Origin of the sequence: Aeromonas sp. R7-5 (assembly GCF_040908015.1) — a bacterium.
Lineage (GTDB): Bacteria > Pseudomonadota > Gammaproteobacteria > Enterobacterales > Aeromonadaceae > Aeromonas > Aeromonas caviae.
Genome location: NZ_JBFOCZ010000026.1, coordinates 463,499 through 483,778 on the forward strand (window position 1 = coordinate 463,499; position 20,280 = coordinate 483,778).

The following is a 20,280-nucleotide window of genomic DNA, read 5'->3' on the forward strand; positions in this document are numbered from 1 at the left end:
AGAGGGAGGTCGACCATGTTCAAGGGGCCCCATCCTGACTACAATGGCGCTCTTTTTTGCGGCAGAGGGAAGAATCATGGCGGAGCTGACTTATCTGGGGGGCTATCCGGAGCCACTCAAGGCTCAGGTGCAGCAGTTGATTGCGGCGGGCAAACTCGGCGAGATGCTGGCCAAGCGCTACCCGCAAACCCACCTCGTCCAGAGTGACAAGGCGCTGCTCGCCTATACCATGGAGCTGAAGAACCGATACCTGAAAAGCTCGGCGCCGCTTTCCAAGGTGATCTTCGACGGCAAGATCAACGTGATCAAGGATGCCCTGGGACTGCACACCTATGTCAGCCGGGTGCAAGGCAGCAAGCTCAAGGCCAAGAACGAGATCCGCATCGCCGCCCTGTTCAAGGAGGCCCATCCCGCCTTTCTCAAGATGATAGTGGTGCATGAGCTGGCCCACCTGAAGGAGAAGGATCACAACAAGGCTTTCTACCAGCTCTGCCAGCACATGGAACCGGACTATCATCAACTGGAGTTCGATCTCAGGCTCTGGCTCACCTGGCGTGATATCGAGCGTACCGCCCGCTGATCCCCTTGCAAGGAGGCAAGATGCGCCCATGGCACACACCTGTCCAGCCCGTTCGCCATGGGCACTGGTTGCTCCCGGGGCTGATGCTCTGGCTCTTCTCCCTGCCGCTGTCGGCCACCGAACGCTGGCAGCGTGATGACTACCTTGTCCAGAGCTTCATGGAAATCGCCATGAAACGGGAGTATGGCCATGAACAACAGGAGCACTTCTCCCGCTGGCCGGGCCCCGTGCGTCTCAAGCTCGTCAACGAATTCGGCGACAAGCCGCTGCAGGCCGAGGTCGTCAAGGTACAGACCCGTCACCTGAGCAGGATCACCGGTCACCCCATCGAGATTGTCAACGACAACCCCAATCTCACCCTCATCATGACCAGGCACAAACAGATGGCGAGCTGGGCTGCGCGCACCATGCGCCAGGACGAGTCGGTGCGCATCGCCCTCAAGGAGGGGATTTGCCTGGCCAATTTCGCCACCAACGCTCGCTACGAGATCACCCGTGCCACCATCATCATTCCGGTGGATTACAGCCGGGCAAAGGGCCGTTTTCTGGATTGCGTGGTGGAAGAGTTGAGCCAGGTGATGGGGCTGCCCAACGACTCGGACAAGGTGTTCCCCTCCATCTTCAATGACAGCAGCATCGACAGCTTTCTGACCGGGCTCGATTACGTGTTGCTCAGGCTTGCCTACCACCCGGCATTGCAACCGGGCATGACGGCGGACGAGGTACGCGCGGCGCTCCCCACCGCCCTCAAGGCACTACGTGCCAATGGCGACATCGCACAGGCCACCCAACGGGTGCAGGTCGACAGCCTCAAGCGTTGGGCGGGACTCTGAACGCAGCCAGAGACATTACTCTTTCGCCTTTCGCCTTTCGCCTTTCGCCTTTCGCCTTTCGCCTTTCGCCTTTCGCCTTTCGCCTTTCGCCTTTCGCCTTTCGCCTTTCGCCTTTCGCCTTTCGCCTTTCGCCTTTCGCCTTTCGCCTTTCGCCTTTCGCCTTTCGCCTTTCGCCTTTCGCCTTTCGCCTTTCGCCTTTCGCCTTTCGCCTTTCGCCTTTCGCCTTTCGCCTTTCGCCTTTCGCCTTTCGCCTTTCGCCTTTCGCCTTTCGCCTTTCGCCTTTCGCCTTTCGCCTTTCGCCTTTCGCCTTTCGCCTTTCGCCTTTCGCCTTTCGCCTTTCGCCTTTCGCCTTTCGCCTTTCGCCTTTCGCCTTTCGCCTTTCGCCTTTCGCCTTTCGCCTTTCGCCTTTCGCCTTTCGCCTTTCGCCTTTCGCCTTTCGCCTTTCGCCTTTCGCCTTTCGCCTTTCGCCTTTCGCCTTTCGCCTTTCGCCTTTCGCCTTTCGCCTTTCGCCTTTCGCCTTTCGCCTTTCGCCTTTCGCCTTTCGCCTTTCGCCTTTCGCCTTTCGCCTTTCGCCTTTCGCCTTTCGCCTTTCGCCTTTCGCCTTTCGCCTTCATGGTCATGCGCTTACCCCATCAACGCAACACGCAGCCCATGGCTGCGTGTTTTGAAGAGCGGTTCGGCAAAGCCTGTACAGGGATCATCATCCGGCTGGAGGTTCCTCCTCGCGCCCTGGCAGATCACGACGATGCTTGTTGCTGAGAGCTTATCTTCAGGCCTCCAGAGCCTCTTCTTCCGGCATCCAGCTATCGGCGTTTTCCCACACTTCCTGCACCATGGCTTCGGCCAGCTCCTTGTCTTCCTTGCTGGCGCGACTGACCGTCAGAGCCATGGCACTACCCGGTGCCACCCGCACATGCAGATCGGGAAAGCGCTCACCCAGTTGCTTGAGCAGCTCCTGGCGCAAGGCTTCCATGGTCGAGGTGGGGATCTGGTGTTTTCTGTCGATGATGATTTCCAGGCGCATAGGGTACGTCTCCATGATAGTTTACTGTATTTTTATACAGTAATTTTGAAAAGTAAAGATGGTGGCTGCACATAAGCCCTCACCGCCCATGCCTTCTTGCTGACGATGTGCAGCCGAACGGCCCCGATTTTCCCCCATCGCTGTCATCATGGAAAAAACAGTTGATATTGATTCTCATCCATCGCATTATTCATGACTTGTTATAACATAACAAAAAAGGCAATCATGCGCCCCCATATTCACCCTGAATACCGCAAGGTTCTGTTCCACGATCTCGCCAGCAATACCTACTTTCTGATCGGCTCCACGCTGGCCACCGATCGCACCAGAGAGTGGGAAGATGGCAACACCTACCCCTATGTGACGCTGGATGTCTCCAGCGCGTCCCACCCCTTCTATACCGGCAAACAGAAGCAGGTCGGCAAGGAAGGCCAGGTCGCTCGCTTCGGCCAGCGATTCGGTCAGTTCTTCAGCAAAGGAAAAGAGAAACAATGAAAGTCCTCGCCTCCCTGAAATCCGCCAAGTCGCGTCACCCGGACTGCCAGATCGTGCGTCGGCGCGGCAAGCTGTTCGTCATCTGCAAGAGCAATCCCAGATTCAAGGCTCGCCAGGGCTGATCGCGCCCTGCCCTCCCTGAATAACACAAGCCCTCGTCATGAGGGCTTTGTCATCTCTGGGCTCTGCTCACAGCGGGGTGGCGCACTTGCGGTATTCGGTGGGGCTGACCCCTACCCGCTTTCGGAATACCCGCGAGAAGTAGAGCTGATCGTCATAGCCCACCTGCTGGCCTATGGTGGCGACCGACAGCGGCGTGGTCTGCAGCAGCAGCTTGGCTCGCATGATGCGCTGATCCTCGCGCCAGCGCACTATGCTCACCCCCACCTGCTCGCGAAACAGGTGCGCGAGGCGCGAGGGGGACAAGAACACCTGCTCCGCCAGCGCTTCCACCGAGATCTCGGCCGAGAGGGACTCGCTCAGGATCTGGCACGCCTCGTGGACCCGGTGATCGATGGCGGGATAGGCATTCTGGGACGATGCCTCGTAGCAGCGGATGAGCAACCGCTCCAGGAGGTTCATGGCGAGTTGCTCCGACATGGGCCGCAGCTGCTTGTGGGTCTCCTCGATGTCGAGGAAGAGGGTGTCGAATTCGGTGAGCAGCTGGTTGTCCGCCAGTTGCAGTCGCCCCACCTGCTCCGTCACCTGGGGCCACTTGAGCCAGTCAGCCCAATAGGCCCGCGGCCGGAAATAGACCCAGCGGTGATACCACTCCCGGGCATCCGGCGCCCGGCCGTAATGGTGCACCGCCGCTGGTGGAAAGAGCAGCAGGTCGCCGGGCTCCACGGTGAAGGCCTTGTCCCCCTGAAAGATCTGTCCCTTGCCCTTGATGGTCAGATTGACGATGAACCCCTTCATGCCGTGGGGCCTGTCGATGGTGAAATCCAGCGCGCTCCCCTGCTCGATGGGAGTCATCCCCGAGACCAGGAAGACGTCGAAGGCGTAGCCAGGCAGCAGGGGATTGAGTTGTTTCGGCTTCTCTTTTTGCATCGAGGACATGGCGGAAAACAGGGTTTCGGTAAAAAAGTCGACATGGGCCATTGTAGAGATCCGGCGTAGGAACCCCCTATGTTCGCAAGCTGTTCGTTGTGAAATTGTTGAACTGGCTCACAGCTTGCCGGGGAAAACACCGGGCCGGCGCGAGGCCGGCCTGGTGACGAGGAAAAACATCGCTCAGATACGGGCTTTGCGCACCTGCTTGTAGCGGTCGAACAGCACGGCGGCGAGCAGGATGAGGCCACGCACCACGTACTGGGCAAACGGGGAGATGTTGAGCAGGTTCATGGCGTTCTCCATCAGCCCCAGGATCAGCACCCCGGCGATGATGTAGGAGATCTTGCCGATCCCCCCCTTCATGGAAACCCCACCCAGCACGCAGGCGGAGATCACCACCAGCTCGAAGCCGATGGAGGTCATGGGCTGACCCGAGGTCATGCGGGATGCGAGGATGATGCCGGCGAGCGAGGCGATGAGCCCGGTCATGGTGAAGATGATGATCTTGGTGCGCACCACGTTGACCCCGGCCAGACGTGCGGCCTCCTCGTTACCCCCCATGGCCAGGGTATTGCGCCCGAAGGTGGTCTTGTTGAGCAGCAGACCGAACAACACGAAGCAGACAGCCGTCAGCCAGATGGGCGTCGGGATGCCGAGCAGGGCGGAGTTGCCAAGCTCGAAGAAGCCCTCCTCCACGATGCCCACCGCTTTGCCGTCGGAGATGATGTAGCCCACCCCGCGCGCCATCTGCATGGTGGCAAGGGTGGTGATGAGGGCGTTGATCTTGAATTTGGCCACGACGATGCCGTTGATGAGGCCAAAGACAAGGCCCACCGAGAGACCGGCCAGAATGCCAAGGGGGATGCTCTCGGTGGCGTTGATGCCCACCGCGCAGGCAACCCCGGAGCAGGCCACCACGGAGCCCACCGACATGTCGAACTCGCCGGAGGCGAGGCAGAACAGCATGCCGCAGGCCACCATGCCCGACATGGAGACGGCAAGCCCGAGCCCCCGCATGTTGATCAGGCTGGCGAAGTTGGGGACCAGCACGCAGGCGAGCAGGAACAGGATGGCGAAGATCACCAGCATGCCGTACTGATCCCAGATGCGGGTCAGTTGCAGGCGGGTACCGCTCGCCGCGGTGTCGTTGGCGGCTTGGCCGACCGAGGTCGTTGTTGTCATGGTATTTCTCCTGAAAATTCCGGGTGCTATCTCGTTGCGGTCAGCAGATCAACGGGCCGGCATGGCCAGATTGAGCGCCTTGACCTCGTTGGCCTCGTCGTGGGAAAGCTCGCCGGCGATCTCCCCCTCCCGCATGACCAGGATCCGGTCCGCGATGCCCAGCACCTCCGGCAGCTCGCTCGAGACCACCACCACGGCGATGCCCACCTTGGCCAGATCGTAAATCACGTTGTAAATCTCGTTCTTTGCCCCGACGTCGATGCCCCGGGTCGGTTCATCGAGCAGGATCACTTTCATGTCTTCCGACAGCCAGCGCCCCAGAATGGCCTTCTGCTGGTTGCCGCCGGAGAGGTTCATGATGGCCTGCTGGGGAGACGGGGTCTTGACCCGCATATCGCGGATCCTCAGCCTCGCGTTCTCGTCTTCCCACTTTTGGTTGATCCAGAAGCCTCCCCACGCGTGGTGACGGCGGGCGCTGATGTTGATGTTCTCCTGCACCGAATGGATGGGGATGATGCCGAGCGCCTTCCTGTCTTCGGTGCAGAGCATGATGCCGCTGCGAATGGCGTCGATGGGGCTCTGAATGACCACCTGTTTGCCAAACACCGATATCTCGCCCCCTCGAGGTGTCTCGGCGCCGAAGATAAGCTTCATCAGCTCGCTGCGCCCGGCCCCCACCAGCCCGAAGATGCCGAGGATCTCCCCGCGTTTCACCTCGAGCGACACCGGCGCCTTGAGGCCGGGTCCCATCAAGTGTTCCACCTTGAGGCCCGCCTCGCCAAGCGGCCTTGGGCTGTAGCCATAGATGTCGGTCAGCTCGCGCCCCACCATGGTCTTGACCAGCAGATCCCGGTCCACCTCGGCCATGGAAGCGAAAGTGCGCACGAACTGGCCATCCTTGAACACCGTGATGGCATCGCACAGGGCGAAGATCTCGTCCATGCGGTGGGAGACGTAGAGAATGACCTTGCCCTCGTCCCGCAACTGGCGGATGACCCGAAACAGCTGCTCAATCTCGCGGGACGACAGGCTGCTGGTCGGCTCGTCGAAGGCGATGACGCTGGCGTCCCGGGTCAGGGCCTTGGCGATCTCCACCATCTGCCACTGACCCAGGGACAGGTACTTGAGCGGCGTTTCGGGGGAAACGTCCATCCCGAGGCGTGCCAGCTGCCTGGCCGCATCCTGATAGAGCTTCTCCCGATCGATGACGCCGCGCCGGGTCGGCAACTGCCCCAGGTAGATGTTCTCCGCCACGCTCATTTCAGGGACCAGGTGCAGCTCCTGATAGATGATGGCGATCCCGCTCTCAAGGGCATCGACCGTGTTTTGGAACACTTTCTTCTGACCCGCCAGCTTCACCACCCCGCGGGTGGGCGCCTGAAAACCGCTCAGGATCTTGAGCAGGGTGGACTTGCCGGCCCCGTTCTCTCCCATCAGCGCGTGTACCGTGCCCTGCTGGCAGGCGAAGGAGACGTTCTGCAGCGCCTTGACGCCGGGAAACTCCTTGCTGATGCCGCAAAACTCCAGATATGGAACTTGATTCATGAGATGACTCCAGCCAGCCGGCACGGCGCACTCCGCCATGCCGGCATGGGTATCAAGGGATGGGGATCACAGCCCTTTCTTTTGCAGCTCGGCCTTGAAGTTGTCGCGGGTGATGAGCACCACGTCGGTCACCTCGGTGAACTTGGCAGGCTCGGCGCCGTTGACGACCCAGTCATGGAGCATCTGGATGCTCTTGTAGCCGTGTACGTCCGGGCTGGGCAGCAGGGAGCCGAGGAAGCCGGTGGCGCTGGACTTGGAGAGCTCGTTCACCGCATCCACCCCGTTGATGCCGATGCCGATGACGTTCTCCGCCTTGAAGCCCTGCCCTTCGGTGGCGCGCACGCCGCCGAGCACCGTGTTGTCATTCATGCCGACGATGAGCCAGTTCTTGACCTCGGGGTGTTGCACCAGCATGGAGTTGGCGGCATCCAGCGCCCCCGGAATGTCGTTGCTCTTGGTGGGCGCGCGGAAGATCTGGCCCTCGGGGAAACCGGCAGCCTTGAGCGCGCTCAAAGAGCCCTCGACCCGGCGACGGGCGGTATCGAGCTCGTCGGCGGTGATGGCGAGCACCCCGGTCGCCTTTACGTCCCACTGGCGCTTTTGCATCTCCTTGTAGAGCTCCTGCCCCTGACGCTCGCCAATCTTGGTGGCGGCCATCATCACCAGCGGCACCTGCTCCATGGGCTGGCCCTTGGCGTTGACGAACTGGTCATCCACCGTGATGACCTTCAGATCCATGCTGTTGGCCTTGGCCATGATGGCGGCACCGAGTTTGGGATCCGGGGTACAGATGACGAAGCCCTTGGCGCCATTCGCCGCCAGACTGTCGATGGCATTGAGGGTCTTCTCCCCGTCGGGGACGGCTATCTTGATCACCTCGAAGCCCAGATCCTTGCCCGCCTTGTCGGCGAAGTTCCACTCGGTCTGGAACCAGGGCTCCTCGGGCTGCTTGACCAGGTAGCCCAGCTTCAGCGCTTCGGCCGAAAAAGCAGAATTTGCCATACCAAGGGCGAACCCCATCGCGATCATGCCTTTAACGATTTTGTTCATGCGAATGTCTCCAACGGTTCTATCAATCCATGTATCCACGCAGTGCTGCTCGTTGAGTCAATCAAGTCGCAGCCATATAAAAACATGCTTAAACAGGACGTTATTGTTGTTACTGGTTGAGCGAACCAAGTTGTAATCGTTTTCACAATTAAAAATGGAGAGCAGGATCACGCCATGAGATTGCAGCCATTTCGTCTATATAATTAGCAATTTCGTCACATGTTGAATTTTAGAGAGCCGTCACCCTGTCGCACTGACAGCGTTAAAATCCATATTTCCAGCAGCCAATGGCTAACCGCCCCTCCTGCCCATCTCCTATGGTTCCCCCCAGTCACCCCTCATTGATGGTCAGGAGCACTTATGTCTGAGCACATCGTCATCGGACTCGATTTCGGCAGCGACTCGGTCAGGGCACTCGCCGTGCGCTGCCAGGACGGCGCCGAGCTGGCGACCCATGTCGTCTATTACCCGCGCTGGCAGGCTGGCCACTACTGCCAACCGGTCAACAACCAGTTCCGCCACCACCCCCTCGACTATCTGGAGTCCATGGAGCAGGCGGTGGTGGCGGTGGTGAGCCAGCTCACGCCGAGTCAGCGCACCGCCGTGCGCGGCATCGGGGTGGACAGCACCGGCTCCACCCCCGCCCCCATCGACAGAGAGGGGCGCGTGCTGGCCCTGCGTCCGGAGTTTGCCGACAACCCCAACGCCATGTTCGTGCTGTGGAAGGATCACACCGCCATCGAGGAGGCGGAGGCCATCACTGCCCTGTGCCACGGCGGCCAGTTCCCCGACTACAGCCGCTACATCGGCGGCATTTACTCCTCCGAGTGGTTCTGGGCCAAGATCCTGCACGTCTCCCGCGCCGATGCCGCCGTGCGCGCCGCCGCCTGCAACTGGGTCGAGCTGTGTGACTGGGTACCCGCCATCCTGAGCGGCACCCAGGCCCCGGCCACCCTCAAGCGCGGGCGCTGCGCCGCCGGCCACAAGTCCCTCTGGCACCCGAGCTGGGGCGGCCTGCCCCCCGCCGACTTCCTCAATGCCCTGGATCCCCTGCTGACGGAGGATCTCGACTTCCCCCTCTTTACCGACAGCTGGACCGCCGATCTCCCGGTCGGCACCCTGACACCGGAGTGGGCGGAGCGGCTGCACCTCTCCTGCGAGGTGGTGATTGCCGGCGGCGCCTTTGACTGCCACATGGGGGCGGTGGGGGCCGGGGCCGGCAACAATGCCCTGGTGAAGGTGATCGGCACCTCCACCTGCGACATCCTGATCGCCGACGAGGCCACCATAGGTGATCGGGCCATTGCCGGGATCTGCGGCCAGGTAGATGGCAGCGTGGTGCCGGGCATGGTGGGGCTGGAGGCGGGACAATCCGCGTTCGGTGACATCTATGCCTGGTATCAGCGCCAGCTCGGCTGGCCCCTGGACAGCCTCGCCGCCCAGTATCCGGAGCTTCGCACCGCCATCGAGCGCCACAAGCAGGCCCTGTTACCCAGCCTCGCCGCCGCCTGGGATCAGCAGCGCGACCTGGCGCACCTGCCGGTGGTACTCGACTGGTTCAACGGCCGGCGCACCCCCTATGCCAACCAGCGCCTGCAGGGCACCCTCACGGGGATCAACCTCGGCACCGATGCCCCCGATCTCTTCGGCGCCCTGGTGGCCTCCACCGCCTTCGGCGCCCGCAGCATCATGGAGTGCATGACCAGTCAGCAGGTGCCGGTGGAGCAGGTGATCGCCCTTGGCGGCATCGCCCGCAAGTCCACCACTGTGATGCAGACCTGCGCCGACGTGATGAACAGGCCCATCCAGGTGGTGGCCTCGGATCAGTGCTGCGCCCTGGGAGCGGCCATCTTTGCCGCCGTGGCGGCCGGGATCCATCCCGATGTGGCCAAGGCCCAGCACCACATGGCGAGCGCCGTGGAGCGCACCCACCAGCCACACCCCGAGCGGGTCGCCGAGTATGAACGCCTCTACCAGCGCTACCTCGCCTGGGGCGCCGCCGCCGAACCGCTCTACAACCGGGGGGTGCCGGCATGAACCTCAAGACCCTCAAGGAGCAGGTGCTCGCCGCCAATCTGGATCTGCCGCGCCATGGCCTGGTGACCTTCACCTGGGGCAACGTGAGCGGCATCGACCGAGAGCGCAATCTGGTGGTGATAAAGCCAAGCGGCGTCAGCTACGAGCGGATGCGGGTCGAGGACATGGTGGTGCTGGATCTGGCGGGCAAGCAGGTTGAGGGCGCCTTGCGCCCCTCCTCCGACACCGCCACCCACCTGGTGCTCTATCGCGCCTATCCGGAGCTTGGCGGCGTGGTGCACACCCACTCCACCCACGCCACCGCCTGGGCCCAGGCGGGGCGCCCCATCCCCATTTTCGGCACCACCCAGGCCGACTACTTCCACGGCGAGATCCCCTGCTCCCGCCTGCTCACCCCGGGCGAAGTGGAGGAGGACTACGAGGGGCTGACCGGTCATCTCATCGTCGAAACCCTCAAGCAGACCCCCATCCTCACCATGCCGGGGGTACTGGTGGCCAACCACGGCCCCTTCAGCTGGGGCAAGAGCGCCGAGGATGCAGTACACAACGCCGTGGTGCTGGAAGAGGTGGCCCGCATGGCCTGGCTCACCGGCCAGATCAACCCGGGGGCCCGCCCCCTGCCCGATTACCTGCTGGAGAAGCACTACCAGCGCAAGCATGGCAAACACGCCTATTACGGCCAAACAAAAGCCTAAAAGAGGACAAACTCATGGAATTGATGAAACAGCTGGAAGTGTGGTTCCTGGTCGGCAGCCAGCACCTGTATGGCGCCACCACATTGAAGCAGGTGGCCGATCACGCCCACACCATCGCCAGCCAGCTCAACGAAGGGGCGAACCTGCCCCTCAAGATAGTGCTCAAACCCACCGGCACCACCCTGGATGAAATCAGCGCGGTGGCCCGGGATGCCAACCACGACCAGCGCTGCGCCGGGCTCATGGTGTGGATGCACACCTTCTCCCCTGCCAAGATGTGGATCCCGGCGCTGAGCCAGTTGCAAAAGCCCCTGCTGCAGTTCCACACCCAGTTCAACCGGGATCTCCCCTGGAGCGAGATCGACATGGACTTCATGAACCTGAACCAGACCGCCCACGGCGGACGCGAGTTCGGCTTCATGGGGGCCCGCCTGCGGCTGCCCCGCACCGTGGTGGTGGGTCACTGGCAGGATGAAGAGGCCAGACAGAAGATTGGCAACTGGATGCGCATCGCCGCCGCCATCCACGACAGCCGCCACCTCAAGATCGCCCGTTTTGGCGACAACATGCGCAACGTGGCGGTCACCGAGGGCGACAAGATTGAGGCCCAGATCCAGTTCGGCTACCAGGTGAACTACCACCCGGTCGGCGATCTGGTCAAGGTGATCGATGCCGTGCCCGAAAGCGACATCGAGGCGCTGCTAGCCGAGTATGAGGCGACCTACACCCTGACCGAGGCGGTGCAGGCGGGCGGGGGGCTTCGTGCCTCCCTGTATGAGGCGGCGCGCCAGGAGCTGGGGATGAAGAAGTTCCTCACCGACGGTGGTTTTGGCGCTTTCACCACCACCTTCGAAGATCTCTATGGTCTGCACCAGCTGCCGGGCCTCGCCTGCCAGCGCCTGATGGAACAAGGCTTCGGTTTTGGGGCTGAAGGGGACTGGAAGACCGCGGCCCTCTTGCGCACCCTGAAAGTGATGGGATATGGCCTTGCGGGGGGTGCCTCCTTCATGGAGGACTACACCTACCACCTGGAGGCGGGCAACAACCTGGTGCTGGGGGCCCACATGCTGGAGGTCTGCCCCTCCATCGCCGCAGGCAAACCCGTGCTGGACGCCCAGCATTTAGGCATAGGCAAGAAGGCCGATCCGGCCCGCCTGCTGTTCGCGGCCCCGGCGGGCAAGGCGGTCAACGCCAGCCTCATCGATCTCGGCAACCGCTTCCGTCTGGTGGTCAATCAGCTGGAAGTGGTGGACCTGCCAGAGGCCATGCCGAAACTCCCGGTGGCCAGCGCCCTGTGGAAACCCCTGCCGGACCTGCAGACCAGCGCCGAGGCCTGGATCCTGGCGGGCGCCGCCCACCACTCGGTGTTCACCCAGGCGGTGGACATCGAGCAGCTGCGCACCTTCGCCGACATCATGGGCATCGAGTTTGTGGTCATCGACGAGCACACCCGCATCCCCGCGCTCAAGGAGCAACTGCGCTGGAACGAGGTCTACTACAAGATCTGCCAGTGACCCTTTAATCGGCCAGCGGCCATCACCATGACTGTATGGATATGGTATTCGCCTGACAACAGCCCCGCACGTGGGGCTGTTTCATTTCGCGTCCCCTCAGGGATGACCCTCCTCCCCCTCCAGCAGCCAGTGACAGACTCGCTGCACCCCGTGGCGCTGGCTGTCGGGCCGGGCGATCAGGGCGTATTCGTGATCCGTCTCCAGCACGGGGGCGAAGGGAGCGACCAGGGCGCCGCTCTCCAGCTCCTCGGCCACTATGGTGGGATCCCCGAGAGAGAGGCCAAACCCCTGCAAGGCGGCATTCATCGCCAAGTCCAGGGTATCGAACAGCTGCCCCCCCTGGGGCTGCCAGGGGATGTCAAGGAAGGCGGCAAACCAGTTGCGCCAGTCCCGCCTATCGGCGCTGGCATGGATGAGGGGCAGCAGGGGCAGCTCGTTCAGGTCGCGCTCGAACAGACGATGCTTGGCAGCAAACGCCGGGGCGCAGACCGGGGTCAGCCGTTCCCGAAACAGGGGCTGGCTGTGGGGATAGCGCCCCAGGCAGGGCTGGTAGACGATGGCGAGATCGAAGGGCTCCCGGGAGAAGTCGATGCCATGGCTGTGGCTGCCACGCACCTCCACCGCCTCCCCCTCGAACGCCTGCAACCGCCGCAGCAGCCAGCGGCTGGCGCAGGAGGGCACCTTGATGCTGATCGCCTGTTCGTGGGGCAGGGTCTGCAAGGCACTGAGCCCCTCCCCCATGCGGGCCAGCCCTTCACGAACGAAAGGCAGCAGCCGCTCGGCGGCGGGGGTCAAGGTGAGACAACGGGTGCCGCGCACGAACAGCAGGTGGCCCAGGCGCGCCTCCAGCTGGGCGATCTGCTTGCTCACCGCCCCCTGGCTCACGCACAGCTCGTCGGCAGCCAGGGTAAAACTCAGGTGGCGGGCAGAACACTCGAAGACCTGCAGGCCATAGAGAGGCAACTGAGTACGCGGCTGGGTGGACAACATGACAAGCCTCCATGCTTGAGAAAAACTCATGCATACCATGCCGAATAATCCGTTGTCCGGCAAGCCTTGGGGGGGCTAAAAAGGGACCTCTTTCACACACGCAGGTGACGGCCCCATGTCCATCCCCCAGGTTTCCAGCAAACTGCCCCAGGTGGGCACCACCATCTTCACCGTGATCGGGGATCTGGCCGCCCGCCACCCCAGCATCAACCTCTCCCAGGGGGCGCCGAGCTTCCCCTGCGATCCCGAGCTCATCCGGGTGACCCACGAGGCCATGCTGGCCGGTGAAAACCAGTACGCCCCCATGACGGGGCTGCCTGCCCTGCGCGAACAACTGGTAGCCAAGATTGCAGCCAGCTACGGCCATCACTATGACGCGGGCGAGGAGATCACCATCACCGCCAGCGCCAGCGAAGCCCTGTTCTGCGCCATCACCGCCCTGGTTCACCCCGGCGACGAGGTGATCATGTTCGAGCCGGCGTTTGACAGCTACCGCCCCATGATCCAGTTGCAGGGCGCCACCCCTGTGGTGATCGCCCTCAAGGCGCCGGATTTCGCCATTCCCTGGGACGAGGTAGCCGCCCGCATCACCCCCCGCACCCGCATGATAGTGCTCAACACCCCCCACAACCCCACCGGCACCGTCTGGCAGGCAGGGGATCAGGAGCGCCTCGCCCGCCTGGTGCGCGGTACCGACATCCTGATCCTCTCGGACGAGGTGTACGAGCACGTGGTGTTCGACGGCGCCCTGCACCAGAGCGTCATCCGCTATCCGGAGCTGGTGGAGCGCTCCGTCGCCGTCTTCTCCTTCGGCAAGACCTTCCACGTCACCGGCTGGCGGGTGGGCTACTGCGTGGCGCCCCGCCCCCTGATGGAGGAGATCCGCAAGGTGCACCAGTTCGCCATGTTCGCCGCCGACACCCCCATGCAGTACGGCTTCGCCCACCTGTTGCAGCAACCGGCCCACTATCAGGGGCTGGCAGCCTTCTACCAGCGCAAGCGTGACCTGCTCGCCACGGCCCTGGCCGGTTCGCGCCTGACCCTGCTCCCCTCGGCAGGCAGCTTCTTCATGCTGGCGAGCTACGAGCGGGTAAGCGACGAGCCGGACAGCCTCTTCGTGCAGCGGCTCATCCGCGATCACGGGGTCGCCACCATTCCGGTCTCCGCCTTCTATCACGACGGCACGGATCAGCGGGTCATCCGCCTCTCCTTCTCCAAGGATGACGACACCCTGCTGGCGGGCGCCGAGCGCCTGTGCGCCGTCTAGGGGGCACCATGGATTCACTGCGCGTTGCCGTCCTCCAGATGGTCTCCGGGGATGACCTTGACCACAACCTGGCCCAGGCCGAAGCGTTGCTGCGTCAGGCCGCGGCCGAGGGGGCCGAGCTGGCCCTGCTGCCCGAATACTTCTACCTGATGCCGGTCGATGAGCGGGCGCGGGTGGCCCTGGCCGCCCCCGCTGGCGATCACCCCCTGCTGGCCTGGGTACAGAGGCTGGCCCGGGAGCTCGGCGTCTGGATCCTGGCCGGCACATTGCCGCTTGCCAGCCACGAGCCCGGCAAGATGCACAACAGCAGCCTGCTCATCGACCCGCAAGGGCAGCTCGCAAGCCGCTACGACAAGCTGCACCTGTTTGGCTTTTGCACCGGGCAGGAGCAGTATGACGAGGCCGCGACCATGACCCCGGGCCGGGAGGTGGTGAGCCATCCCCTGCCCTGGGGCGTGCTGCGCATCGGGATCTGCTACGACCTGCGCTTCCCGGAGCTGTTTCGCCTGGGGCCCGCCCCCGATTTCATCGCCCTGCCCGCGGCCTTCACCCACACCACCGGGCTTGCGCACTGGGCGCTGCTGCTGCGGGCCCGGGCGGTGGAAAACCTGGCCTTCGTGTTTGCCAGTGCCCAGGGGGGACACCACCCCGGTGGGCGGCGCACCTTCGGCCACAGCATGATCATCGATCCCTGGGGCCGGATACTGGCCCAGGTAGAGGAGGGTCAGGGCATGGCCATCGCCACCCTGGATCTGGCAGCACAGCGCACGGTGCGCAGCCAGTTGCCGGCCCTCACCCATCGCAAGATAGCCGTCGGCCCTTGAGGCCGGCACCCTTTAGCACGCTAGGAATGACACCACACTTCAAGGGACTGACCATGAAACTCAACACACTGATGATGCTGATGGCCCTGGCCACCGCCGGCCAGGCCGCCGCCAAACCCCTGGTGATCGCCACCGATGCCACCTATCCCCCCTTCGAAATGGTCGACAGCAGCGGCAAGCTCGGCGGCTTCGAGGTCGATCTCGCCTATGCCCTGTGCGCGGCCATGAAGACCGAGTGCGAGGTGATCAACCAGCCCTGGGATGCCCTGCTGCCCGGCCTGCAGGTGCGCAAGTACGACGCCATCATGTCCTCCATGAACATCACGGACGAGCGGCGCCAGAAAGTGGACTTCAGCCAGGTCTACTACATGATGCAGAACCGCTTCGTGGGGCGCAGCGACAAGGCGGCCGACTTTGCAGACGATCCGGCCCACTTCAAGGGCAAGGTGATCGCGGTGCAGGAGGGCACTCCCCAGGACAACTTCATCACCGCCCGCTATGGCGAGGTGGCCAAGATCAAGCGCTACGTCAATGCCCAGTCCCCCATGCTGGATCTGCAGTCCGGCCGCGCCGACTACACCTTCGGCAACATGGTGCAGTTGAAGGTGGGCTTCCTCGACAAGGAGATGGGCAAGCAGTTCGCCTTCGTCGGTCCCCAGTTCAACGGCACCCAGGACAAGATCCTGGGAGAAGGGGTGGCGGTGGCCCTTCGCAAGCACGATGACAAGCTCAAGGCCCGCTTCGATGCCGCCATCGAGAGCGTCAAGGCCGACGGCACCTTCAACACCCTGCTCAAGAAGTACCAGCTCGAAGACCTGCTCTGATCCCGGCATGCCGGCCCCCTGGACAGTTGCAAGGGGCCATGGCAACAGGGCGGCCATTGGCCGCCCTGTGTCGTTTTCCCGGCCTCTCGCCGTTATTGGGCCAGGCCCAGGTGCCCGGCAATCTGCTGGTACAGGGTCTGGTAGTTGTCGTCGAAGTGGTGGGATCCCGGCAGGGTCACCGTCGTCACGTTCGGCTGCTGCAAGCGCGGACAGAGTTTGACCGGGGAGTCGTCCTCCGCCCCCTGCACGCAGAGCAGCGGCAGAGTCTGGATCCGTGTCACCTCCGGCAGGGTGGGATAGCTGCCCCCCTTGCCGTGCACCACCATGTCGCTGACGTGGATCTCGAAATCCGACGCCGTCGAGGGGGAGAGCATCACGGCCCCCGCCAGGCTGTCGCGATAGGCCGGCGGCAGACGATTGATGACGAAGGGCACTATCTCGGCACCAAAGGAGAAACCCACCAGCAACCAGCGCTGGCGCCCCCAACGGGACTGGTACTCGGTGAGGATGCGCACCAGATCCGCCGTCGCCTGCTCCGGCGTCTTCTTCTTCCAGTAATAGGAGAGCGAGCTCCAACCCACCACCGGCATGCCGTGGGCCTGCAACTGGGCGCTGAGCCCCTTGTCCAGCGCCGCCCAGCCGCCATCCCCGCTCATGAAGACCACCATGGGGGCGGACGAGGCTTGCGCCACGGGCAACTCCACCAGCCCCAGATCCGCGCCGACCCGGCCCGGCTGGGCGGCCACCGCTGGGAGGGTGAACGAGGAGACGAGACAGCAAATCAACAGCAACAACATGGCTCTCATGGGCCAACTCCTATTTTTTCATGAGCCCGAAGGGGCCGCGACTGATGAGGGAGACGAGGTGGGTCAGGGTGCGGGGCAGCACCAGATGACCGGTACAGAGCAGGTAGCGGGGCTCCCACCTTGGGCCGAACTTCTCCTTGTAACGCCGCAATCCCTGGAAGTTGTAGAAACGGCTGCCCCGGGTGAACAGGGTGTTGCCAAGGCGGGCCCAGTAACCGCCGAGGGGGTTGTCGTTGAAGCCCGACATGGGGGCCATCCCCAGGTTGAAGCTGGCATACCCCTCCTGCTTGCCCCACAGCAGGAGCTCGACAAACAGGAAATCCATGACCGGCGCCGCCCCCGTGTCCAGGCTGTAGCGCATCAGATCGATGGAGAGGCTCTCCTTGTTGTCGCTGGTCCAGAGGTTGGCAAACCCGACGATCTGCCCCTCCCGCCGCACCAGCGCCATCGGGTTGAGGGTGAGGTAGGCGGGATCGAAACTGCCCACGGAAAAGCCCTTCTCCTTGCCCTGCTTGCTGTGCAGCCAGCTGTCGGAGATCCCCTTCAACTCGGGTAGCAAGGCGACAATCTCACCGGGGGCCACCACCTCGAAGCGCAGCCCTTCCCGCTTGCCCTTGGCGTGACTCTGGCGCAGGTTGCGCAGGCGACTGCCGGCGAGATCGAAGCTCGGCAGATCCACGATGGCCTCCTCCCCCAGCTTGAAGGGGATGAGCCCGAGATCCAGATAGACAGGCAGATATCGGGCCGACACCTGGTAGAAGACCGGGCTGACGTCGTGCTCGTCACAGCGCTCGCGAAACTGCCAGAGCAGCTCCTCCACGAGGGAGGGCTGACCGACGGGATCCCCCATCACTATCCAGCTGCTGCCCTCGGCCCCGTACATGAGGAAGGCCTCGCCGCTTGGGTGGAACAGCAGGGACTTGTCCCCGAGCTGGGCCAGGTAGCCGTGGCCTCCCCCTGCCCGCATCACCAGCCCATGGGCACGGGAGAGCGCCTCGGCATCCGGCTTGCCGACGGCCAGACGCAAGGGAGCCAGCAGATGGGCCACCCCGACCACCGCCAGCACGCCGATGACGCTCCCCATGGCGCGCAGGGCACGGGAGGCGGCCCCGGGCCCGTGGGCCGAGACGTGCAGCCAGAGGGAGGGGTCGTACTCCACATGGCGGTAGGAGAAGAGCAGCAACCACAAGGCCCCCAGCAGCACGGCCCCCACCGACATCAGCCAGGAAGGGGTAAACCGGGCGTGAAGCAGGGAACCCTTGCGATAAAAGAGAGGGCGGCAGGGGGTGATGATGAGCAAGAAGCCCCCGAGCAGCAGAGCGGACTCCCAGTCAAACCCCTTGAACAGGGAGAACAGCATGCCAAGCCCCAGCAGCCACTGGGTGATCCTGAATGCCCCGTCATGACGGCGGTAGAGGCTGTGGGCCAGCAACAGCAGCAACACGCCGCTGACACTGCCGAGCACATGGGAGAGCTCCAGCAGGTGCAGGGGCAGCACCTCCAGGAAGGCTTCGATCCGCCCCCTCATGGTGGGGATCATCCCGGAGCAGAGCAGCAGGGTACCCGCCGCGAAGGTACCCATGCTCACCAGGGCGGGCACGAACTCCCGGGTCGCCATCATCACCCCCTGCAGCCGGTGCAGGCGGGCCCGCTGTTGCAGCAGCTCCTGACCTGCGAACAGCAGCAGGGCACAGAGGAAGGGCAGGAAGTAGTAGACGCAGCGGTAGATAAGCAGGGAGGCGAGCAGCTTGTCCACCGGCAGATAGTGGGTGAGCAGCAGGCTCATGCTCGCCTCGAAGACCCCGATGCCCCCCGGCACATGGGCCAGCACCCCGAGCAGGCTGGAGAGCACGAAGGCACTGAGCAGCACCGGATAGGGCACGCTGCCCGATGGCAGCAGCACATAGAGCACGGCGGCGGCGGCCATCCAGTCGAGCAGGGCGATGAGCAGTTGCAGCAGGCGGTATCTGATGCGCGGCAGGAACAGCGGGTGCCCGCCCCAGACCAGGGCTGTCCCCGGCCACACCAGATATGCCAGCACCGTCAGCAGGGCCAGGCCCCCCGCCAGTTGCAACAACCCGGTCGCCCAGCGGGGCCAGTCCATCAGCAGGGCCGCCCCCTGCCCCAGCAACAGGGCACTGCCCCCCCAGCCCAGCAGACCGAGGAAGAAGGTGATGGAGCAAAAGAGAATCACCCTGGCCACCTCCCCGGTGCCAAGCCCCAGGGAGGAGTAGAGCCGGTAGCGTACCGAGGAGCCGGTGAGCAGCGCAAAGCCCAGGGTGTTGGAGAAGGTGTAGGCGATGAAGGAGGTCATCCCCACCTGCTGCCAGGGCAGTCGCTTGTCCAGCACCTTCAGGGCCAGCAGATCGTAGCAGCAGAGGCAACCATAGCTGAGCAGGGTGAGCAGCAGGGCCCCCCCCAACTGCGGCAAGGGTTGTGACCAGATGGCCTGGCGGATGTCGTGCCAGTGCCACAGGTGGGTCAAATGATAGAGGACGGTCAAGGCCGCCCCCAGCAGCAGCAGGCTGCACAGGGGGCCTATCCAGATCAACAGCTGACGCCGCATTCAAGATTCCTGTCAAAAAGCGTGGAGAAAGAGAGGCTCCGAAAGCGGGCGGACAAGGCGCCCTCCCGGAGTGACTCCCCCACAGGCGGCGCGTGACGCCGCACGTTCACGGGGGCAATCCTATGATTTACCAGGCCCAGCCCGCTCGCCACTTTTCTTCTGTAACCTTATGTACAGGCAGACAAAACATCCCCGTCCGGGATAGAGGCAGGAGACGCCATGACACCCTCTCCCCTGATAAGACGCTTCCCCCAAAACGCCCTGGGGCGCGATCTGGCCGTCGGCGATATCCACGGCTATTTTTCGCGGCTAGCACAGACGCTGGATCAGGCGGGATTCGATCCCGCTCGGGATCGCCTCTTCTCCGTGGGGGATCTGGCGGATCGCGGGCCCGAGTGCAGCGAGGTGATCCACTGGTTGGCCAGGCCCTGGTTTCACCCGGTCTGCGGCAATCACGACGACTACGTCTGCCGTTACGAGAGCTGCGATCGGGAGAACTGGATCCGAAACGGCGGCGGCTGGTTTCAGCAGCTGACCCCTGCCGAGCAGGCGGCGTTCGCCGTCCACTACCGCAGCCTGCCCCTGGCCATCGAGGTGGCCACCCCGGCCGGTCCGGTCGGGCTGCTTCACGCCGATTGTCCCTTCTCCTCCTGGCAGGGGCTGCTGGACCAACTCGATGCCGGGGTGAGCGGCGGACGGCTTCGGGCCATCAAGAACGTCTGCCTCTGGTCAAGGCGCCGTATCGAACGGCTGGACGAGAGCGGGGTCGCGGATCTCGCTGCCTTGGTGGTGGGCCACACCCCGGTGAGGGTGCCGGTGCGCCTTGGCAACGTCCACTACATCGACACCGGCGGCTGGTATCCCGAGGAGGGCGGCTACTTCACCCTGCTGGACCTCAATACCCTGACTCCTCACTTTCCCCAGCCCTGAGCCGGGCCGATGGGATGACCAGGCTCACGGACAACGCCCACTGCCCATTAAAGCGCCAGGCGAAC

General features: G+C 63.5%; 19 protein-coding genes. 11 read left to right on the top strand and 8 right to left on the bottom strand.

Going from position 1 to position 20,280, the window contains the following annotated elements:
- Positions 1-76 precede the first annotated feature (76 nt).
- Entirely contained in the window at positions 77-580 is a 504-nt protein-coding gene (locus AB5Y53_RS10655; protein ID WP_010674483.1) for a M48 family metallopeptidase, read from the top strand.
- Positions 581-600: 20 nt separating this feature from the next.
- Entirely contained in the window at positions 601-1,413 is an 813-nt protein-coding gene (locus tag AB5Y53_RS10660) for a DUF2927 domain-containing protein (RefSeq protein ID WP_045524714.1), read from the top strand.
- 769 nt (positions 1,414-2,182) lie between these two features.
- On the opposite strand, the gene AB5Y53_RS10665 is transcribed toward AB5Y53_RS10660, so the two are convergent.
- Entirely contained in the window at positions 2,183-2,437 is a 255-nt protein-coding gene (locus AB5Y53_RS10665) for a DinI family protein (protein ID WP_010674481.1), read from the bottom strand.
- A gap of 225 nt (positions 2,438-2,662) precedes the next feature.
- Between AB5Y53_RS10665 and AB5Y53_RS10670 the strand changes: the two genes are divergently transcribed.
- Positions 2,663-2,932, top strand: coding sequence for a type B 50S ribosomal protein L31 (locus tag AB5Y53_RS10670; RefSeq protein WP_039040091.1), 270 nt, complete (start codon positions 2,663-2,665; stop codon positions 2,930-2,932).
- On the top strand, positions 2,929-3,054 hold the full coding sequence (gene ykgO / locus AB5Y53_RS10675; RefSeq protein ID WP_010674479.1) for a type B 50S ribosomal protein L36: 126 nt from the start codon (positions 2,929-2,931) through the stop codon (positions 3,052-3,054). Before AB5Y53_RS10670 ends, ykgO begins: the two co-directional genes overlap by 4 nt.
- 67 nt (positions 3,055-3,121) lie before the next feature.
- On the opposite strand, the gene araC is transcribed toward ykgO, so the two are convergent.
- The 4 genes from araC to AB5Y53_RS10695 all read right to left on the bottom strand — a co-directional run bounded on the left by araC (position 3,122) and on the right by AB5Y53_RS10695 (position 7,762).
- The gene (araC, locus tag AB5Y53_RS10680) at positions 3,122-4,033 is read right to left on the bottom strand and encodes an arabinose operon transcriptional regulator AraC (RefSeq protein WP_048207522.1); all 912 of its coding nucleotides are present in this window, start codon (positions 4,031-4,033) and stop codon (positions 3,122-3,124) included.
- Between the two features lie 132 nt (positions 4,034-4,165).
- Positions 4,166-5,167, bottom strand: coding sequence for an L-arabinose ABC transporter permease AraH (gene araH, locus AB5Y53_RS10685; protein ID WP_010674477.1), 1,002 nt, complete (start codon positions 5,165-5,167; stop codon positions 4,166-4,168).
- A gap of 48 nt (positions 5,168-5,215) precedes the next feature.
- The gene (gene araG / locus AB5Y53_RS10690; RefSeq protein ID WP_368181942.1) at positions 5,216-6,712 is read right to left on the bottom strand and encodes an L-arabinose ABC transporter ATP-binding protein AraG; all 1,497 of its coding nucleotides are present in this window, start codon (positions 6,710-6,712) and stop codon (positions 5,216-5,218) included.
- A 66-nt stretch (positions 6,713-6,778) separates the two neighbouring features.
- Positions 6,779-7,762: an arabinose ABC transporter substrate-binding protein gene (locus AB5Y53_RS10695; RefSeq protein WP_045524711.1), complete on the bottom strand. Its 984-nt coding sequence runs from the start codon at positions 7,760-7,762 to the stop codon at positions 6,779-6,781.
- A 360-nt stretch (positions 7,763-8,122) separates the two neighbouring features.
- Here AB5Y53_RS10695 and AB5Y53_RS10700 point away from each other — a divergent pair, with 360 nt between their 5' ends.
- The 3 genes from AB5Y53_RS10700 to araA are packed head-to-tail and all read left to right on the top strand — an operon-like array spanning position 8,123 to position 12,008.
- On the top strand, positions 8,123-9,799 hold the full coding sequence (locus tag AB5Y53_RS10700; RefSeq protein WP_113724936.1) for a ribulokinase: 1,677 nt from the start codon (positions 8,123-8,125) through the stop codon (positions 9,797-9,799).
- On the top strand, positions 9,796-10,494 hold the full coding sequence (locus AB5Y53_RS10705) for an L-ribulose-5-phosphate 4-epimerase (RefSeq protein WP_042863753.1): 699 nt from the start codon (positions 9,796-9,798) through the stop codon (positions 10,492-10,494). The genes AB5Y53_RS10700 and AB5Y53_RS10705 overlap by 4 nt, the downstream gene beginning before the upstream one ends.
- 14 nt (positions 10,495-10,508) lie before the next feature.
- Positions 10,509-12,008 (top strand): L-arabinose isomerase, encoded by a 1,500-nt coding sequence (araA, locus tag AB5Y53_RS10710; RefSeq protein WP_167826327.1) that lies wholly within the window; start codon positions 10,509-10,511, stop codon positions 12,006-12,008.
- A gap of 96 nt (positions 12,009-12,104) precedes the next feature.
- Here the strand turns inward: araA and AB5Y53_RS10715 are convergent, their stop codons facing one another.
- Entirely contained in the window at positions 12,105-12,998 is an 894-nt protein-coding gene (locus AB5Y53_RS10715; protein WP_368181944.1) for a LysR family transcriptional regulator, read from the bottom strand.
- A gap of 115 nt (positions 12,999-13,113) precedes the next feature.
- Here AB5Y53_RS10715 and AB5Y53_RS10720 point away from each other — a divergent pair, with 115 nt between their 5' ends.
- From AB5Y53_RS10720 to AB5Y53_RS10730, 3 genes are read left to right on the top strand one after another with little or no spacing between them, the layout of a single operon-like run.
- Entirely contained in the window at positions 13,114-14,265 is a 1,152-nt protein-coding gene (locus tag AB5Y53_RS10720) for a methionine aminotransferase (protein ID WP_226044337.1), read from the top strand.
- 8 nt (positions 14,266-14,273) lie between these two features.
- Positions 14,274-15,089 (top strand): carbon-nitrogen hydrolase family protein, encoded by an 816-nt coding sequence (locus tag AB5Y53_RS10725; protein ID WP_368181945.1) that lies wholly within the window; start codon positions 14,274-14,276, stop codon positions 15,087-15,089.
- A 53-nt stretch (positions 15,090-15,142) separates the two neighbouring features.
- Positions 15,143-15,913: an ABC transporter substrate-binding protein gene (locus AB5Y53_RS10730; RefSeq protein WP_139737327.1), complete on the top strand. Its 771-nt coding sequence runs from the start codon at positions 15,143-15,145 to the stop codon at positions 15,911-15,913.
- A 92-nt stretch (positions 15,914-16,005) separates the two neighbouring features.
- On the opposite strand, the gene AB5Y53_RS10735 is transcribed toward AB5Y53_RS10730, so the two are convergent.
- Entirely contained in the window at positions 16,006-16,719 is a 714-nt protein-coding gene (locus AB5Y53_RS10735; protein WP_368181948.1) for an AcvB/VirJ family lysyl-phosphatidylglycerol hydrolase, read from the bottom strand.
- Positions 16,720-16,729: 10 nt separating this feature from the next.
- The gene (mprF, locus tag AB5Y53_RS10740) at positions 16,730-19,285 is read right to left on the bottom strand and encodes a bifunctional lysylphosphatidylglycerol flippase/synthetase MprF (RefSeq protein ID WP_368181949.1); all 2,556 of its coding nucleotides are present in this window, start codon (positions 19,283-19,285) and stop codon (positions 16,730-16,732) included.
- A gap of 219 nt (positions 19,286-19,504) precedes the next feature.
- On the opposite strand from mprF, the gene AB5Y53_RS10745 reads away from it, so the two are divergent.
- Positions 19,505-20,215: a metallophosphoesterase gene (locus tag AB5Y53_RS10745; RefSeq protein WP_368181950.1), complete on the top strand. Its 711-nt coding sequence runs from the start codon at positions 19,505-19,507 to the stop codon at positions 20,213-20,215.
- Positions 20,216-20,280: the final 65 nt, after the last annotated feature.

Bases quoted from the DNA above. Each gene is read 5' to 3' on its own strand.
- araC (WP_048207522.1), bottom strand. From the start codon at position 4,033: ATGGCCCATGTCGACTTTTTTACCGAAACCCTGTTTTCCGCCATGTCC.
- AB5Y53_RS10665 (WP_010674481.1), bottom strand. From the start codon at position 2,437: ATGCGCCTGGAAATCATCATCGACAGAAAACACCAGATCCCCACCTCG.
- AB5Y53_RS10670 (WP_039040091.1), top strand. From the start codon at position 2,663: ATGCGCCCCCATATTCACCCTGAATACCGCAAGGTTCTGTTCCACGAT.
- AB5Y53_RS10720 (WP_226044337.1), top strand. From the start codon at position 13,114: ATGTCCATCCCCCAGGTTTCCAGCAAACTGCCCCAGGTGGGCACCACC.
- AB5Y53_RS10655 (WP_010674483.1), top strand. From the start codon at position 77: ATGGCGGAGCTGACTTATCTGGGGGGCTATCCGGAGCCACTCAAGGCT.
- araA (WP_167826327.1), top strand. From the start codon at position 10,509: ATGGAATTGATGAAACAGCTGGAAGTGTGGTTCCTGGTCGGCAGCCAG.
- AB5Y53_RS10715 (WP_368181944.1), bottom strand. From the start codon at position 12,998: ATGTTGTCCACCCAGCCGCGTACTCAGTTGCCTCTCTATGGCCTGCAG.
- AB5Y53_RS10745 (WP_368181950.1), top strand. From the start codon at position 19,505: ATGACACCCTCTCCCCTGATAAGACGCTTCCCCCAAAACGCCCTGGGG.
- araG (WP_368181942.1), bottom strand. From the start codon at position 6,712: ATGAATCAAGTTCCATATCTGGAGTTTTGCGGCATCAGCAAGGAGTTT.
- AB5Y53_RS10695 (WP_045524711.1), bottom strand. From the start codon at position 7,762: ATGAACAAAATCGTTAAAGGCATGATCGCGATGGGGTTCGCCCTTGGT.
- mprF (WP_368181949.1), bottom strand. From the start codon at position 19,285: ATGCGGCGTCAGCTGTTGATCTGGATAGGCCCCCTGTGCAGCCTGCTG.
- AB5Y53_RS10705 (WP_042863753.1), top strand. From the start codon at position 9,796: ATGAACCTCAAGACCCTCAAGGAGCAGGTGCTCGCCGCCAATCTGGAT.
- araH (WP_010674477.1), bottom strand. From the start codon at position 5,167: ATGACAACAACGACCTCGGTCGGCCAAGCCGCCAACGACACCGCGGCG.
- ykgO (WP_010674479.1), top strand. From the start codon at position 2,929: ATGAAAGTCCTCGCCTCCCTGAAATCCGCCAAGTCGCGTCACCCGGAC.
- AB5Y53_RS10700 (WP_113724936.1), top strand. From the start codon at position 8,123: ATGTCTGAGCACATCGTCATCGGACTCGATTTCGGCAGCGACTCGGTC.
- AB5Y53_RS10730 (WP_139737327.1), top strand. From the start codon at position 15,143: ATGAAACTCAACACACTGATGATGCTGATGGCCCTGGCCACCGCCGGC.
- AB5Y53_RS10735 (WP_368181948.1), bottom strand. From the start codon at position 16,719: ATGAGAGCCATGTTGTTGCTGTTGATTTGCTGTCTCGTCTCCTCGTTC.
- AB5Y53_RS10660 (WP_045524714.1), top strand. From the start codon at position 601: ATGCGCCCATGGCACACACCTGTCCAGCCCGTTCGCCATGGGCACTGG.
- AB5Y53_RS10725 (WP_368181945.1), top strand. From the start codon at position 14,274: ATGGATTCACTGCGCGTTGCCGTCCTCCAGATGGTCTCCGGGGATGAC.